At 62.9% G+C, this 14,369-nt stretch carries 13 protein-coding genes; 2 read left to right on the forward strand and 11 right to left on the reverse strand.

From position 1 onward, the window contains the following. Positions 1-368 precede the first annotated feature (368 nt). The 3 genes from LHFGNBLO_RS03660 to LHFGNBLO_RS03670 all read right to left on the reverse strand — a co-directional run bounded on the left by LHFGNBLO_RS03660 (position 369) and on the right by LHFGNBLO_RS03670 (position 1,845). Positions 369-494 (reverse strand): hypothetical protein, encoded by a 126-nt coding sequence (locus LHFGNBLO_RS03660; RefSeq protein WP_258604462.1) that lies wholly within the window; start codon positions 492-494, stop codon positions 369-371. 336 nt (positions 495-830) lie between these two features. After that, positions 831-1,064, reverse strand: a complete 234-nt coding sequence (locus tag LHFGNBLO_RS03665) for a hypothetical protein (protein WP_258604463.1) — start codon at positions 1,062-1,064, stop codon at positions 831-833. Between the two features lie 235 nt (positions 1,065-1,299). Beyond that, complete coding sequence (locus tag LHFGNBLO_RS03670) at positions 1,300-1,845, reverse strand: EAL domain-containing protein (RefSeq protein ID WP_319944203.1); 546 nt, start codon at positions 1,843-1,845, stop codon at positions 1,300-1,302. Here LHFGNBLO_RS03670 and LHFGNBLO_RS03675 point away from each other — a divergent pair. Beyond that, positions 1,827-2,060 carry a diguanylate cyclase gene (locus tag LHFGNBLO_RS03675; protein ID WP_258604467.1) on the forward strand — a complete coding sequence of 78 codons (234 nt, stop codon included), beginning with the start codon at positions 1,827-1,829 and terminating at the stop codon, positions 2,058-2,060. The two genes, LHFGNBLO_RS03670 and LHFGNBLO_RS03675, sit on opposite strands and share 19 nt — an antisense overlap. Here LHFGNBLO_RS03675 and LHFGNBLO_RS03680 read toward each other — a convergent pair. Continuing rightward, positions 1,972-2,442, reverse strand: a complete 471-nt coding sequence (locus tag LHFGNBLO_RS03680) for a PAS domain-containing protein (RefSeq protein WP_258604468.1) — start codon at positions 2,440-2,442, stop codon at positions 1,972-1,974. The genes LHFGNBLO_RS03675 and LHFGNBLO_RS03680 overlap by 89 nt on opposite strands. 365 nt (positions 2,443-2,807) lie before the next feature. On the opposite strand from LHFGNBLO_RS03680, the gene LHFGNBLO_RS03685 reads away from it, so the two are divergent. Next, positions 2,808-3,023, forward strand: a complete 216-nt coding sequence (locus LHFGNBLO_RS03685) for a dodecin family protein (RefSeq protein WP_258604469.1) — start codon at positions 2,808-2,810, stop codon at positions 3,021-3,023. Positions 3,024-3,072: 49 nt separating this feature from the next. Here the strand turns inward: LHFGNBLO_RS03685 and acs are convergent, their stop codons facing one another. From acs to LHFGNBLO_RS03720, 7 genes are all read right to left on the reverse strand, one after another. Continuing rightward, complete coding sequence (acs, locus tag LHFGNBLO_RS03690) at positions 3,073-5,028, reverse strand: acetate--CoA ligase (protein WP_258604470.1); 1,956 nt, start codon at positions 5,026-5,028, stop codon at positions 3,073-3,075. A gap of 392 nt (positions 5,029-5,420) precedes the next feature. Further along, on the reverse strand, positions 5,421-7,586 hold the full coding sequence (locus LHFGNBLO_RS03695; RefSeq protein ID WP_258604471.1) for an exonuclease domain-containing protein: 2,166 nt from the start codon (positions 7,584-7,586) through the stop codon (positions 5,421-5,423). Then, positions 7,583-7,948, reverse strand: a complete 366-nt coding sequence (locus LHFGNBLO_RS03700; RefSeq protein WP_258604473.1) for a response regulator transcription factor — start codon at positions 7,946-7,948, stop codon at positions 7,583-7,585. Before LHFGNBLO_RS03700 ends, LHFGNBLO_RS03695 begins: the two co-directional genes overlap by 4 nt. Then, positions 7,945-10,704: a sensor histidine kinase gene (locus LHFGNBLO_RS03705; protein WP_258604474.1), complete on the reverse strand. Its 2,760-nt coding sequence runs from the start codon at positions 10,702-10,704 to the stop codon at positions 7,945-7,947. Before LHFGNBLO_RS03705 ends, LHFGNBLO_RS03700 begins: the two co-directional genes overlap by 4 nt. Before the next feature lie 82 nt (positions 10,705-10,786). Next, entirely contained in the window at positions 10,787-10,963 is a 177-nt protein-coding gene (locus LHFGNBLO_RS03710; RefSeq protein WP_258604477.1) for a hypothetical protein, read from the reverse strand. A 166-nt stretch (positions 10,964-11,129) separates the two neighbouring features. Further along, positions 11,130-12,644: a putative nucleotidyltransferase substrate binding domain-containing protein gene (locus tag LHFGNBLO_RS03715; RefSeq protein WP_258604478.1), complete on the reverse strand. Its 1,515-nt coding sequence runs from the start codon at positions 12,642-12,644 to the stop codon at positions 11,130-11,132. A 14-nt stretch (positions 12,645-12,658) separates the two neighbouring features. Next, entirely contained in the window at positions 12,659-14,368 is a 1,710-nt protein-coding gene (locus LHFGNBLO_RS03720; RefSeq protein ID WP_258610028.1) for a cation acetate symporter, read from the reverse strand. Position 14,369 lies beyond the last annotated feature (1 nt).

The raw sequence follows: 14,369 nt of genomic DNA on the forward strand, positions 1-14,369 counted from the left end.
GGCGAAGTTTTCGCGATGGCCCGTACGCTACACCGCTATGTCCGGCAATCGACCGTTACCCTGACATCAGATTGTGTTCGGAAACTATGTTCGATTTTGCGCTAGTTGGGCGGTCCGTTAAGCGCACTTCAATGACCGCAACGGGCCGAAAGCGGACTGGCCGCAATCGGGCCAGATTCACGAAAAACTGCCGTTCTTCTTGCGACCCGAAGTCAGATTGCTCCAGACTTGCCGGTCAGTCGGTGACGGAAAAGCCCCATTCAATGGACTCAGGCACGCCTGCGGCGCACGCCCAGCGCCAGCACCCGCGTTCGACGCTACTAGGAGAATCCTGCGGTGGTCAGTGAACATAGCGAAGATGTACGCGACTATGAGGATGCCGACGCACCAAGCAAGGGGATCCAGATGTCGGTGCCGACCAGCTGCTGTGCGAACAGGTCGCGGATCGCGTTGACAGCCCTTCTGCCGGTGATAACACCGCCTTCGAGAAGCATTCCGGCCATCCAGCGTTGACGACAGAGATATGTCTCCTAAGATTGTCCGCACCTGCAGATGATAGAGGACGTTCAATTGACTCAAACCCAGTTTTGGATATCGACTCTCGCATGGGCAGCCTTCGCAATTCTGCTCACTTGGGGCGTATATACTGCATTTCGCCTTTACTTCGGTGAGATGCCATTGAGCTATGGCGCTTTGATCGGCTTGGGCTCTGTTTATCTGGCATACGGTGTTCGAACCCTGGCCCGAAGAATGGGATGGGCGAAAAAGCCCACTCCACTCAAATCGTGACGATTGGCTGCACCTAGCTGTCACTGTGCTGTGACAATGGCCTATTCAGAACCCTGCGTTCTTTCCGCCAGCGCGAAGGCCTGCAGATTTTTCGATTTGCCCAGGTCTTCGTCGGCATGTGCAATGATCGAGAAGAAAGCGGCGCGGGCGATGTCCTTTTTCGAGGCCTTCGGGTGTTCTTTCCTCGCCGCCTTCATGAGCTGCTTAGGCGTCATGTCAGGCGTCACAATCCTCATGAGCGTGTCGCCAATGGCCTGCAATTCGGTCCGTTCCATTGGAACTCCATGTACGTGTCCACCCATCCAAAGTCTACCAGAGTGCTTCAGACTAGATAAGCCCGGCCGCCCGCGTCGCCGAGCCCGAAATACGGCACACCGTTAGCCCGCATCGCGCATTAGGTCCCGTCCCTCCTCTGACAGGTTGTGGATTCGGCGCTGGTCGGCTTTCGCCGCCGCTACGGGGCATCGAGCCTGTGTTCGCAGAAGTGAGGATTGGGAACCTTCAGAGGTTCTATGCGCGGAGTCGCACAGACTCGCGCTCGATGAATTGCACCAGTTCGCTTGCCGGGATGGCTGGACTAAACAGGTATCCCTGGCCGTTCTCGCAACCCATGCCTTTCATCAGGTCAAATTGCGCCGCCGTTTCGATGCCTTCGGCTGTCGTGTGAATTCCAAGGCCCTTTCCAAGGTTCAGGATCGCCTTGATGATCTTGAGCCGCTTTGGATCCCGCTCGCACTCTGCGACGAAGCTGCGGTCCACCTTGATTCGATCGAACGAGAAATTGCCCAGTTGCGACAGGCTCGAAAAGCCCGTGCCAAAATCATCCAATGCCACCTGGATGCCGGCACTCCTCAGGTCGGAGATGATCTGCGTCGCGGCGGCGAGTTCGCGCACAACCGCACTCTCGGTGATCTCGATCTCCAACCGATTGGGTGGCAAACCCTCCGCGTCGAGGATCCTGACAATGCGCAGGCCGAGGAGTTTGTCGCCCATCTGCATGGGCGACACGTTGAACGCCAGCCTCAAATCGTTTGGCCATGTGGCGGCCGTCGGCATCGGTGGTTATGATCGACATCGATCACTTCAAAGCCGTAAACGATACATTTGGGCATTCAGTCGGCGACGAGGCTCTCCGTTGCGCCCCGAACCGCCTTACGCGCTCGACCTCCTGGTTTCCGGTCTTCAAGAAGAGCGACGATTGGGTCCGCCAGTCAGCGGATCGGTCGCGGCTAGTCTCACCAATTCGAACTCCAGTAACTTCCGATCGGTGATGGTCATGTGAGAAATCACCGCGCCCCGCTGCTCGGCCTTAAGAGGGGTGACGCGACCCAAGAACCACCTGTTTTCTTTGGGCGAGTGGCAGGGATATTCCATCTGGAACAAGTCGGTCTTGCCTTCGAGAACCGCTTGGACTCCCAAAGCGAATTTCCCGGCCTCCTCGGAGCCGGCCCCCGACGCTTCTCGACAAATCTTGAGATAGTGCGACCCTATCCCTGAGCGATTTGAAACTGGGGGATTCTCGACTGCGAAAATCTGCCAAGCGCGATTCACAGTTACGATCACACCGTCCTGGGTTATGACGCAGATGTGTGATGCAAGAGCGTCGATTACCGCTGCAGCGAAGCCTTTCGCCTCGAGGATGGGCGTCTCCATTTAGGATCCTACTCCGTTTCGGACGCTCCCTGATCAGTGAGGACGAGCAGCGGCGCAAGTCCCAATGGTTGGTCTCCGACTGGGAGCGCAATAGACAATAGTCCGCGGGTGGTCCGCAAGCATGTGCTCACTCTGTAAACGGAAAGTAAAAGGTGACGGGCAGCGGTGAATGGTTTCTCGACCAGCGCCCTTCCCTCTAGGATATCCGCGATCAAGGCTGACCGACGCCGCTCAGCGCGGACGCGGTGACCTGGTGCGTTGCGCCCCCTGACAGGGCTCGCTCTTGCCAATGCGCCCCTTAGGCAGCATTCTCAGATCAGGGAGCCGATCATCGGGCGGATGTCGGCCGAAAGGAAGGAACCCCCATGCCCCGCAGCGTCTACAAAATCATCGAACTGGTCGGCACGAGCACTGAGTCATGGGACGATGCCGCGCGGGCAGCCGTGGAGCGCGCATCCAGCAGCCTGCGGGACTTGCGCATCGCCGAGGTCGTGAAGCTTGACCTCCAGATCAAGGATGGCAAGGTCGAGGCCTTCCGCGCGAAAGTAAGCGTATCCTTCAAATACGAGGATAAAGAATAGCACAACCACCGTGTTGGCGCCTGGAGCCAACACGGCTCACAGAATGTTCTTACCCTTTCCGGTTCTGGCGGTTGGCGACCAGATCGTCGACCACGGCCGGATCAGACAACGTCGAGGTGTCGCCGAGCGCGGAAAAATCATCCTCCGCGATCTTCCTCAGAATGCGGCGCATGATCTTGCCCGAGCGCGTCTTGGGCAGGCCGGGGGCGAATTGCAGCTTGTCGGGCGAGGCGATGGCGCCAATTTCTTTCCGCACATGGGCGACGAGCTCCTTGCGCAACTCGTCCGAGCCAAACTCACCCGCCATCAGCGTGACATAGCAATAGATGCCCTGACCCTTGATGTCGTGCGGATAGCCGACGACGGCAGCCTCTGACACCTTGTCGTGGGAAACCAGAGCGGATTCCACCTCGGCCGTTCCCATGCGGTGTCCCGAAACATTGATTACGTCATCGACGCGGCCGGTGATCCAGTAGTAGCCGTCGGCGTCGCGGCGGCAGCCGTCGCCGGTGAAATATTTGCCCTTGTAGGTAGAAAAATAGGTCTGGATGAAGCGCTCCTGGTCGCCATAGAGCGTTCGCGCCTGACCCGGCCAGGAATCGACAATGCACAAATTGCCGTCCGCCGCGCCCTCGATCACCTTGCCTTCATTGTCGACCAATTCGGGCTTGACGCCGAAGAAGGGTCGCGTCGCCGAACCTGCCTTGAGGTCGGTGGCGCCGGGCAGCGGCGTGATCAGGATGCCGCCGGTCTCGGTCTGCCACCAGGTGTCGACGATCGGGCATTTCTTGTTGCCGACGACGTTGAAATACCATTCCCAGGCTTCGGGATTGATCGGCTCGCCGACCGAGCCCAGCACGCGCAAGGATTTCCTCGATGCTTTCGTCACATGGCTGTCGCCGGCGCCCATCAACGCGCGGATCGCGGTGGGCGCGGTGTAGAAGATGTTGACCTTGTGTTTGTCGACGACCTCCCAGAAGCGCGATGGCGAAGGGTAGTTCGGCACGCCCTCGAACATCAGCGTGGTGGCGCCATTGGCGAGCGGCCCATAGACGATGTAGCTGTGGCCGGTGACCCAGCCGACATCGGCGGTGCACCAGTAGATGTCGTCGTCGTGGTAGTCGAAGACATATTCATGGGTCATCGACGCGAAGACGAGATAGCCGGCCGTGGTGTGCAGCACGCCCTTCGGCTTGCCGGTCGAACCCGACGTGTAGAGGATGAAGAGCGGATCCTCCGCCTTCATGCTTTCGGGCTTGCAGTCGGCTTTCACCGACGCGATTTCGTCGTGATGCCAAAAATCGCGGCCGTTCGCCCAGGCGATCTTGCCGCCGGTGCGGCGCACCACCAGCACTGTCTCGACCTTGTGGTGCTGGCGCGACGCGATGTCGATCGCCTTGTCGGTGTTTTCCTTGAGCGGGATCGCCTTGCCGCCGCGCAGGCCCTCGTCGGCGGTGATTACGAACGTCGATTCGCAGTCGACGATGCGGCCGGCCAGCGCATCAGGCGAAAAGCCGCCGAAGACGATGGAATGGATCGCGCCGATGCGCGTGCAGGCAAGCATCGCATAGGCGGTCTCCGGGATCATCGGCATGTAGATGGTGACGCGGTCGCCCTTCTTGACGCCGTGCTTCTTGAGCACATTGGCCATGCGGCAGACATGCTCGTAGAGCTCGTTGTAGGTGATCTTCTTGTCGTCGTAAGGGTTGTCGCCTTCCCAGATGATGGCGGTCTGGTTGCCGCGCTTCTTAAGGTGCCGGTCGATGCAGTTGTAGGAAACGTTGGTGAGGCCGTCCTCGAACCACTTGATCGAGACCTTGCCGGTGAACGAGGTGTTCTTGACCTTGCTGTAGGGCTTGAACCAGGCGATGCGCTTGCCATGCTTGCCCCAGAACTTGTCCGGATTCTTTACGCTGTCGGCGTACCATTTCAGATAGGTGTCGTTGTCGATCAGCGCGTTCTTCTTCCACGCCGGCTGGACCTTGTGCAGGTGTACCTGCGACATGACCTCCGTCCCGATCATAGCCGCTTCATACCCTTCCCGTTTGTTCATCATTGTCTCCCCTTCTTCGAGAGCGCCGTATCGGCTCCGTCCAACGAAACTACTCCCCGAACTTGTCCATGCCGAAGCGCCCAATGCGACTCACCCCCGCCATGGATGTCCTCCATGAGAAAGGATTTCACGACGTCAATCTGGTGCTCGACCATCGGCGGCGGCACATGACCGCGTTCGGGGAACCCGCTCGGGCATGGCGAGCGGCTCCCAGCTCATCATATCACGGACCAGTTGATCCGTCAGGAGATTCGACTACCTGCCGGGCAACATGAGCATCGCAACGTCGATGGCTCCCAGAGCTACCGTTTTGCCTCCACAGAGTGCGCTCGGGCTCGCCGGCATCAATATCGAAGCCGTGCGTAGTAGGATTCCTGCGCCGCCTCGCGTGCCTGTCCCAGCGTAAAAATGTTCTTCTGGCGCAAGAGGGGTAGCAGTTTAAGGAACACCTCGGCCGTCGCTAGCGCGTCGCCGAGAGCCGTATGACGGCCGGAAACCGACACTCCCAGGCGTGCCGCGATCGCCTCAAGGCTATGCAAGACCTCGTTCGGATGCACGACACTCGACAACAGAAGGGTATCAAGCACGGGCTGGTCGAAACGCACGCCACTCACAGCCTCCTTGAGTTTAATGAAGCGCATGTCGAAGGCCACGTTGTGCCCTACGAGCACCGTGTCGGAAGCGAAGGCATGAAACGCGGGCAGCGCCTCGGCGATCGTTGGCTGGCCGCGGACCATCTCCGGCCGGATGCCGTGAACCGGGATGGATGCCTCGGGAATGCTGCGTTGCGGATCGACCAGTTGGACCAAGCACTCGCCATGGAGCAGCTTGCCGTTGACGATGCGGGTCGCTCCGATCTGCAGGATTTCGTCCCCCTGCACGGGGTCAAGTCCGGTGGTCTCGGTGTCGAAGACAGTGTAAGCGATTTCCCCGAGCAACCGGTCGTCGAGAGCCCGGCTGCCCTCGCTAGCGGCGAATAAGTCGAAGTCGTAGTATTCAGGTCGGCTGCCCTCCCGGGGGGAGTTCACCGGCTCGCCTGTTGCCAATGGCAGCAGGAACCGGAAGAAGCACAGCCCCCGCACGCGGTCACGCTCGAACCAGACCTCTCCGCCGTGCCGATCTACGACATCGCGCACTGACAGCGGCGAGCGCTCGTCGCCGATCTCCATCGCGCCCGTCTGCCAGCCCAAAAGGATCTCGGAACGAGCGTCCTGGCCCGACCAGATGATGTCGACGTGGGCGCGGCCTCCGGCGCGGGTGAGACGAAGCCGCAACTCGGGCCGGTCGAACGCCGCGACGAGCCGGCCCGCGAGGAACGCCAACGCCTGAATCAGCGCGAAGCTGTCGACGCTGAGCCACAAGGTCCCGTCGATCTCGTCCGACGTCACAGGCTGGCCCGTACCCGCTTCGATCCGCCGCGCGGCGGCGGCGAGCAGGTCGACCCCGAGCATTTCCTGCAGTGGCCAGCGCGTTATCAGATCCTGTGACGTGCTCGCGGCGAGTGCGTTAAGCCGAGTGCTCATCGCGGATACCTCGTCGCGCACCACCTTGTGGAAGCGATCACGCTCCTCCGCATCGAGGTCGCGGTAGTCGAGCATGTCGAGCGCGGCTTGCATGCTGGCGAACGACGCCCGGCTCGCCTCTGTGAGCTCGAGCAGCTCCCGGTCGCGCTGCGAATGGGCCAGATATTCGTCGGTGATGTCGTCGAGCAGCAGGACGAAGCCGGTGAGCTCCAGCCCGTTGGCCGCCGCCGGGCGCACCGGCGCCATGCTCACGCGCAGGAGGTGCCCGGCGGGCGTGCCGGTTACGAAGCGCGCCGACGCCGTCGCGGCGTCGCTACCCCGGGCGATGCGCCGTTCTACCGTCTCTAGCGCATGCGCGATCAGCAAGCGATCGATGACGCTGTAGATCGAACGCCCGAGCCCGATCAGCTCAGCGCCCCCGGCGCCCTGCGGTGCGAGAGAGAGCCGGCGGAACAGCAGCCGCGCGCGACCATTGTAGAGCAGGATCCGGCCGTCGAGGTTACAGACCACTACGCTCTGGTTCAGCTCGGCCATCAGCGCGGCGAGTTGGTCCCGCTGCTTCGCCACGTCGCGGCTCGCCTCGGCCACCAGGCGCGCCATATCCTCCTGCAGGCCGCGGCGCTGGCCGGAAAGCGCATTGATCGCACCGGTCAGGTCGCGGATCGCAGCACCACCCTGCGGAATGAGATCGGGCGCCTCGGCGTCGCCGATCAGCACTCTTGTCGCGTCCGCGAGCCGTGCCGGAGTGGCAACATGCGCCTTGTGGAGCCCGTGGGCGACCCAGGCCGCCAGCGTGGACGCGATCAGCCACCAGAGCACCGGCAGCATGCCGTGGGACGGCACAAGCGGGCCGAGCGCGACGTCGACGGCCGCGCGCTGCGCGGGGTCGAGCGTCGCCAGGAGCAGAATGCAACCGAGCGCCAGCCAAACGGCCAGGGCCGCGCCCGGCGCAAGCATTGCAAGCACGAGGTGCCGGTCAACCTTCATGCGAGCATTTCCCGGACTTTCTGCATGAGGTCGCGCGTCGAAAACGGTTTGGTCATGTAAGCATCTGCGCCCACACCGAACCCGCGCGCAAAGTCGGTGTCGCGCCCCTTCGCGGTCAGCATCAGGATCCTGGTATCGCGGACCTGCTCGTCGGAGCGCACAGCCTCGCAAACATCGAACCCCGACATGCCGGGCATCGTCGCATCGAGCAGCACGAGTTGCGGCCGCTCGCGGCGGATCGCTTCCAGCGCCTGCCGGCCGTCGCGCGCCACGACGACTTCATAGCCTTCCCGCTTCATCATGAACTCGAGCGAGATGACGATATTCGGCTCGTCGTCGGCAATCAGAACCTTCAAGCTCATGGCGTTTCCTTGTCCTCCGTCGGTTGGAGCGGCAGCCGGAACGCAAAGCACGCGCCCCTGTCCGGTTCCGATTCCAGCCACATGCGCCCACCGAAATGATCGACGATCTGACGGCTGATCGGAAGGCCAAGCCCCGTCCCCGCGGGGCGGGTCTCGGCATCCCCTCCCTGGCGGAACTTCTCGAACACCGCCGCCTGCTCGCTCGGCGGTACTCCGGGGCCGTTGTCGCGGACCTCGACGACCAGACCATCCCCGTCGATGCGCAGCACGACGTCGACCTTGCCCCCTTCGGCCGGAACGAACTTCGCTGCGTTGGACAGCAGGTTCTGCATGACCTGCGTCAGCCGGTCGGGATCCGCGTGGATCAGCGGCACTTTGCTGGGCAAGGACAGCGCGACCACCGCGCCGCGCTCGCGGAACAGCTCGGACGTGGCGCGCACGGCGGTCGCGACGAGCGTCCGCATGTCGACGTCGGTGTTCTCCCACTCGGCATGTCCGGATTCGATCTTGGCCATGTCGAGGACCTGGTTGACGAGACGGCTCAGGCGCTCGCTCTCCGAGACGACGATCCGCAGGAACTCGTCGCGCTGACCACCCTCCATGTCGGGCGCATCCAGCATCAGCTCGGACAGGGCGCGGATCGAGGTCAGGGGCGTCCGGAGTTCGTGGGTCACCGAGGACATGAAATCATCCTTCAATTGGTCGAGGCTCTTCAGCTGCTCGTTGGCGGCGCGAAGGTCGGTAGTCGCCAGTTCGAGCGAGCGCGACTTGTCCTCGAGGGCGCGTGCATAGCCGCGCAGCCGCGACGCCTCGTCGAGGATATCGATCACGTCGTCGATCGCGAGCGGCTCCTCCTGCACGACGGAGGCGACCATGACGCGGGCCGATGCGCTTCCCACGGCGCCGGCGAGCTGCCGCTCGACGCGATCAACGAGGCGCGCGTCCGCGGTCAGGTTCCGCACCTCGGTCACGCCTGTCTCGCTCGCATGGTCCTCGAACAGCTGCCTGGCACGGGTTGCACCGAGCAGACGGCTCGCAAGAAGCATCAGGTCCTCGAGTCGGGCGCGACCGCGCCAGAAGATGGGCGCCGGCTCGCCGGTCGAACGCCCGCGCTCAAACACATCGCAGAATAGCAGGGCCTGGCTCGCCTCACGGGCCTCAGGCGCACGCCACAGGGAGAGTCCCACATAGAGTGCACCGTTGATAAGAAGACTCCAGAACAGCGAATGGGTGAGATTGTCGAGCCCGACAAGGCCGAAAAGCCGTTCGGGCGCGATCAATTCGATACCGAAAGGGCCTTCTTCGACGAATGCGGCCGGGATCCAGCCTGATCTGGCCACCGAAGGCAGCATCAGCGTGTAGACCCAGATGGCGAAGCCACCAAGCAGTCCGGCCAGCGCACCCAATCGCGTGCCGCCCCGCCAGTACATGCCGCCCAGCAACGCCGGCGCGAACTGAGCTACGGCCGCAAAGCTTATCAGGCCGATGCTGACTAGCGCATATGCCTCGCCGGCGACGTGGAAATACAGGTAGCCGAGCATGAGCACCGTGAGAATGGCGGCACGACGGATGTTGAGCAGCAGCCGCGTCAGGTCGCCGCGCGCCCCGGCGCCGAACCCGGGTAGGCGCATCAGCGACGGCAAGACAAGGTCGTTGCAGACCATCGTCGAGACGGCGATCGTCTCGACGATAAGCATCCCCGTAGCCGCGGACAGGCCGCCAACATACACGAATAGCGCCAGCGCCGGCGCACCTTGGGTGAGCGGCAGCGAAAGCACGAAGGTCTCGGCGTCCATCCGCCCCGGGCCGAAGACGACCTGCCCGCCGATCGCGATCGGCAGTACGAAGACGTTGATAAGCAGCAGGTAGGCGGGAAAGACCCACGCTGCCCGCCGCAGGTGCTGCTCATCGACGCATTCGACGACCATCATCTGGAACTGGCGCGGCAGCAGCAGCACCGAAAGCATCGAGAGAAGCGTCAGCGCAAACCACTGCGCGTAGCCGAACGAGGGGTCGCCACCCTCGCCGCCGAGCCGCAACAGTGCGCGAAGCTCCGGGAATGCCTGAGCCCGCGACCAGATATCGGCAATGCCGTCGAACAGGCCCCAGGTCACGAAGGCGCCCACGGCGAGAAAAGCGACGAGCTTAACGACCGACTCGAAGGCAATGGCCGCGACCATGCCTTCGTGCCGCTCGGCGCTGTCCAGATGGCGCGTGCCGAACATGATCGTGAACGCCGCGAGCGCCAGCGCGACAAAGAGAGTGCCGTCCTGCCACCAGGCGATGGTCGGGACCACGGGCGGCTCCATGCCGTTGGTGAGTAGGCGATAGCCGGCGGATACCGCCTTCAGCTGCAGCGCGATATAGGGAACGATGCCGACGACAGTGATCAACGTGACCAGCGCAGCCAGCAACGGGCTCTTGCCGTAACGGCTGGCGACGAAGTCGGCGATCGAAGTGATCCGGTATGTCTGAGCGATGCGGATCATCTTGCGCACGACGATCCAGGCCAGCAGCATCGCGAGCATCGGCCCGAGGTAAATCGGCAGGAACCAGACCCCGGACGCCGCCGCACGCCCCACGCTGCCGAAATAGGTCCATGCGGTGCAGTAGACGGCCAACGACAACGCGTAGACCCATGCGTTGCCGATCACCGAGCGACCGCGTGCCGCGCGCCGGTCGCCGAAGGCGGCAATCGCGAACAGCAGCAACAGATAGCCGAAGGAAACGCCGAGAACCAACGGAGCGGCGATCATCGCTCAGTCGGACGAGCTTGGGCGTGCTGGACGCGGCAGCGGCAAGGTTGCGGGTTGTGTGGATGGCCGCTCCATCGCTTTTTCACACACGTCTATCAATGTTCACGGCTCGGGGGGTGTCGGGGCGCTCACTCGCCCAGGCCAGCACCCCGATCAGCGCCGCCCAGATCCCGAAGAGCGCCACCGGTAGCAGCGGCAGACCAAGCACCGTCAAATCACGGTCCCAGACGATCAGCATCGGAAAGTTAAACAGGACCAACCCCGCACCCCAGAGCGCGAGCAGCTGATGTGAGCGCGGCCCGCGCGGGGGATCCTTGCCACCGTCGGACGGGCTCGCGTGACGACCACTCATCGGAAAGGCCCTAGCAACTTGGGTTGCCAAGGCACGCCGCCTCGGCAAAACGTCCAATTCGCGTGACGATATCTCACAGCGAGTCGAACTGGTAGTGCCGGCCCAGCCACTGCTTGAAACGACGCACGATCGCGAGCGAATCCTTCAGCGCCTGTCGCTCCAGCGTGCCGAGCTCGGTGAGGCGGATCCTGTTGTCTGGCGTCCGCCCGTCGGCCATCTGCCGAAGATTGCTCGCGAGCTTCAGGCCTATGAGGAAGTGGATCGCGTCGATCAGGTCGCGGGCAAGCTCCTCGTCGATGCGACCGTCCGCGACCAGCGCGCGCAGCCGGGCGGCGGTGCCGAGCGCGCGCACGCGATATTGCAGCGCCAGCGTCCGCACCCCGTGCACCAGCGGGAAGATACCGAGCTTCTTCAGGTCGATCTCGGCCGCCGCCCGTCCGCGCAAGCCCGGCAGCCGCCACCACCAGCTGCCGTCATCGCCGAACTGGTCCACGGCGCTCGCGAAGCGCGCGTAGAAAGCGTCGCTGTCGGACAGGAGGTAGTCGACATGGTCGCGCGCCTGTTCGAGCAGCGCTGCATCGCCGGCCACCGCTGCGGCATCGAGAAATATCGCCAAGTTCATTGTCCCCTGCGGATCGGCACCATGGATCCATTGTTGCAGCGAGTCCCGAAACCCGGCTAGCGGCCGGCCCCACAGCGGGCGGCTCAGCATGATACCGCCCGGACAGGTCGGATAGCCTAAGTCGATCAAAGCGGCCGTGAAGGCCTCGGTGACCCCTTCCAGCCCCTCGAACACGAAGCCGTCGCGCAGCAGCAGCGCGTTGTCCTGGTCGGTCTTGATGATCTGCTCGCCGCGTCCTTCGCTGCCCATGACGATCAGGCAGCTGTTCGCGCGCAGCGGCTCCGGCGCGACCAGTTCCCAGAGGCGAAGGAACACCTGCCGGTTCAACTCGCCCACGAGTCCAGTGATGACATCGACGCGCACACCGTCGTCCTGGAGCACTTTGATCAGGCTGTCGATTTGCCGCGCCGCCGCCTTCAGTTCCGTCACATCTGCCGCCTGCGCCGCCTGAAGCGCGATCAGGTGCGAATGGCTGGCGACGAAGGCCATCAGGTCGAGCTGGCTGAGCACGCCGACCACGGCGTCTCCTCGGCGCACGACCACGCGATGGATGCGATGGCGCAGCATCAGGATCATTGCATCGTAAAGTTCGTCGTCGACCGAGACTGACCGCGGCTCGAACGTGGCGACCTCTCGCACCGCTAGCTCCGCCGGCGGTTCCGGCCGAAGCAGCGCGTCCCTCAGATTGGTCGTGGTGAAAACGCCAAGGCGATCGCCGTCGCGAACCAGCGCGTCGCTCAGGCCAAGTCGCGAGAGCTCGCAGCACAATGTGACGATATCCATATCGCCCTCGACGAAGAAGGGCTTGCGCACGTACGCGTCGCCCACTCTCGACGCCATCAAGGAAACGAACTCGCGGCGTTCGCGATGCTCGGGACCGGCCCGTACTGGCTCGAACGGGCCGACTTTTTGGGGCACGCTTTCCGCCGCTTCCTGGACCTCCGCACGCAGATCCGGTTGCGGCATAGGTCGCCTGTCGCTCAATGCCCGGACGCCTGAGATGCACCGATGCCCGTTTCGGAGCGGATCTGCTGCGCCGCAAAGCCGGCACGGTCGATCCGCGCCCGAGCGCTGCTGTCGAGCACCGAGAACAGCCAGATACCGACGAACGCGATCGTCATCGAGAACAGCGCCGGAGACGCGTACGGGAACGGCGCGGAGCCCACTGGATTCCCGAGCGTGACTTCCCAGACGGACGGAGACAGGACTGTCAGCACGACCGAGGAGATCAGTCCGAGGAAGCCTCCGATGACAACGCCCCGCGTGGTGCAGTCCTTCCACAGCACAGACATGAACAGCACGGGGAAGTTGGCCGAGGCCGCGATCGCGAAAGCGAGGGAGACCATGAAGGCGATGTTTTGCTTCTCGAACGCTATCCCGAGAAGGACCGCCAGCACGCCCAGGCACACTGTCGTGATGCGCGACACGCGCAGTTCCGAGGCGCTGTCCGCCTTGCCGCGTTTAATGACCGTCGAGTAGATATCGTGCGAGACGGCCGACGCGCCCGACAGGGTGAGACCCGCGACAACCGCGAGAATGGTCGCGAACGCCACAGCCGAGATGAAGCCTAGGAACACGTTTCCGCCAACGGCCCTTGCCAAATGAACGGCCGCCATGTTGTTGCCGCCGATCAATGCGCCCGTGCTGTCGACAAACGCCGGATCCGTAAGGACGAATGTAATGGCCCCGAAGCCTATGATGAAGGTCAGCAGGTAGAAATAGCCTATCCATCCGGTGGCCCACATGACGGACTTGCGCGCCTCCTTGGCACTCGGCACCGTGAAGAAGCGCATCAGGATGTGCGGCAGTCCGGCCGTGCCGAACATCAGCGCCATGCCGAAGGAAATCGCCGAAATCGGATCCTTGATAAATGTGCCAGGCCCCATGATCGAGAACCCTTTTTGTGCCGCGATATCTGGCGCGGCGCCTGCCTCCGTCGCGAGCTGCGTCTTGATCTCGACAGCGTGACTGAACAGTCCCTCTGGACTGAAACCGTACCGAAGCATCACCATGACGGCCATGAATGTCGCACCGCCGAGCAGCAGGCATGCCTTGATGATCTGCACCCAGGTCGTCGCCGTCATGCCTCCGAACAGAACGTAGACCATCATCAGCCCGCCGACGATAACCACAGCCATCCAATAGTCGAGTCCGAACAGAAGCTTGATCAGTTGGCCCGCGCCCACCATCTGCGCGATCAAATAGAAGGCCACCACGACGAGCGTGCCTGAGGCGGCGAAGATACGCACAGGCGTCTGCGCGAAGCGGAACGCCGCAACGTCCGCGAAGGTGAATTTGCCGAGGTTGCGCAGTCGCTCAGCCATCAGGAACGTGATGACCGGCCAGCCGACCAGGAACCCTATCGAATAGATCAGTCCGTCGTAACCGGAGGCCATCACCGCCGCCGAGATTCCGAGGAACGATGCCGCCGACATATAGTCACCGGCGATCGCCAGCCCGTTCTGGAAGCCGGTGATGCCGCCGCCGGCGGTGTAGAAATCTGCGGCGGACTTCGTTCGGGACGCCGCCCATTTCGTTATGAAGAGCGTACCCACGACGAACGCCGCAAACATGGAGATCGCGGTCCAGTTCGTGGGCTGCTTCTCTGCAGGACCGAGATCGCCGCCGGCGGCGAGGACCACCGTCGGGAGCGCGAAGAAGGTAGCGACGCAGACGAACTTCCAAAGTATC

Source organism: Mesorhizobium sp. AR10 (assembly GCF_024746795.1).
Lineage (GTDB): Bacteria > Pseudomonadota > Alphaproteobacteria > Rhizobiales > Rhizobiaceae > Mesorhizobium.

What these genes read in the sequence shown, in the direction of transcription:
- LHFGNBLO_RS03685 (WP_258604469.1), top strand. Translation starts at nt 2,808, where the DNA reads ATGCCCCGCAGCGTCTACAAAATCATCGAACTGGTCGGCACGAGCACT.
- LHFGNBLO_RS03680 (WP_258604468.1), bottom strand. Translation starts at nt 2,442, where the DNA reads ATGGAGACGCCCATCCTCGAGGCGAAAGGCTTCGCTGCAGCGGTAATC.
- acs (WP_258604470.1), bottom strand. Translation starts at nt 5,028, where the DNA reads ATGTCGCAGGTACACCTGCACAAGGTCCAGCCGGCGTGGAAGAAGAAC.
- LHFGNBLO_RS03705 (WP_258604474.1), bottom strand. Translation starts at nt 10,704, where the DNA reads ATGATCGCCGCTCCGTTGGTTCTCGGCGTTTCCTTCGGCTATCTGTTG.
- LHFGNBLO_RS03715 (WP_258604478.1), bottom strand. Translation starts at nt 12,644, where the DNA reads ATGCCGCAACCGGATCTGCGTGCGGAGGTCCAGGAAGCGGCGGAAAGC.
- LHFGNBLO_RS03695 (WP_258604471.1), bottom strand. Translation starts at nt 7,586, where the DNA reads ATGAAGGTTGACCGGCACCTCGTGCTTGCAATGCTTGCGCCGGGCGCG.
- LHFGNBLO_RS03675 (WP_258604467.1), top strand. Translation starts at nt 1,827, where the DNA reads ATGTGGCGGCCGTCGGCATCGGTGGTTATGATCGACATCGATCACTTC.
- LHFGNBLO_RS03660 (WP_258604462.1), bottom strand. Translation starts at nt 494, where the DNA reads ATGCTTCTCGAAGGCGGTGTTATCACCGGCAGAAGGGCTGTCAACGCG.
- LHFGNBLO_RS03670 (WP_319944203.1), bottom strand. Translation starts at nt 1,845, where the DNA reads ATGCCGACGGCCGCCACATGGCCAAACGATTTGAGGCTGGCGTTCAAC.
- LHFGNBLO_RS03665 (WP_258604463.1), bottom strand. Translation starts at nt 1,064, where the DNA reads ATGGAACGGACCGAATTGCAGGCCATTGGCGACACGCTCATGAGGATT.
- LHFGNBLO_RS03700 (WP_258604473.1), bottom strand. Translation starts at nt 7,948, where the DNA reads ATGAGCTTGAAGGTTCTGATTGCCGACGACGAGCCGAATATCGTCATC.